The organism is Aliivibrio finisterrensis (assembly GCF_008933155.1).
In the GTDB taxonomy this organism is placed as follows: domain Bacteria; phylum Pseudomonadota; class Gammaproteobacteria; order Enterobacterales; family Vibrionaceae; genus Aliivibrio; species Aliivibrio finisterrensis.
This window is the reverse complement of the sequence record NZ_WBVP01000077.1, coordinates 1-906: the sequence shown is the minus strand read 5'-3', so window position 1 is coordinate 906 and position 906 is coordinate 1. Positions and strand designations below refer to the sequence as shown.

The 906-nt window shown below is 52.8% G+C and carries 1 protein-coding gene; it reads right to left on the bottom strand.

Features of this window, described 5'->3' with window-relative positions:
• A partial coding sequence (locus F8B77_RS17655) for a hypothetical protein (protein WP_167512864.1) occupies positions 1–906 on the bottom strand: 906 nt, incomplete at both ends.

The following is a 906-nucleotide window of genomic DNA, read 5'->3' as shown; positions in this document are numbered from 1 at the left end:
CATTAAATTGTTGCCATTGATAGTTAACGCTGTCGGGGATCTGTGAGTTCGATGCGGTGCTGCCACTCATACGCGCGGTTAAGGTATCTCCCACAACATAAGGCGTAGCGCCCCCTTCAATGCGCACCATATCTACGTACAAGTCTTGGAAGGTGCCATCGGTGTTGGTGCCGGAGCTGCCGGCCCCGCCCCACTCGCTGCTGAGATCACTGTTGACTTCATCACCATTACTGAGCGTAACACGCAGTGCATGACGATAATTGTCATCATCGGCCGTTAACACATAATCGGCGTAGCTAGAGGTGGCCGAGCCGGTGGTTGTTCCACCAGAATCAACACTGCCGCTCTCAGGTACACGATACCATTGATAGCTGGCGCTCAAGTTCTCGGTGGTCAGTAAGTTGTTCAGCCAAACTTGTGAATCGTTGATCAGCGATAAGGTGTCGGTGCTACTGTCTAAGCGCAAATAGAGCGTACGCAAGGTATAACCACTGGCATTATCGGTCACGATATTGGTAGGATCGGTGCACACGCTCTGGCTCTGCCCAAGGCTCGCATCTGTAAGGGTTAAGCACAATGTCAGCGCACTGCCCACATCACTGTTTTGCGCGCTGTAACTGCTTAATTCAGCATCCGTAATATCATTCCAACTCCCCCCCAAAGTACCTTGCTGCCATTGATAGGCCACATCAAGGCCGCTGCTCGCTAAGGTGGTTACATCGGCGGTACTCAGGCTCACTTGCATACCGACACTGAGCGCGGTGGGTGTTAACGTGCCCGTTAACCCATTGATGGTGTCGATAAGGGCGGTGCTGCTCGGCGCTGGCATCACCGCTGCGGTATCAAGTGTGATCTCGCTCAGTAACGCATTATTCGTATCGTAATACCCTATGGTCACACGCAGAG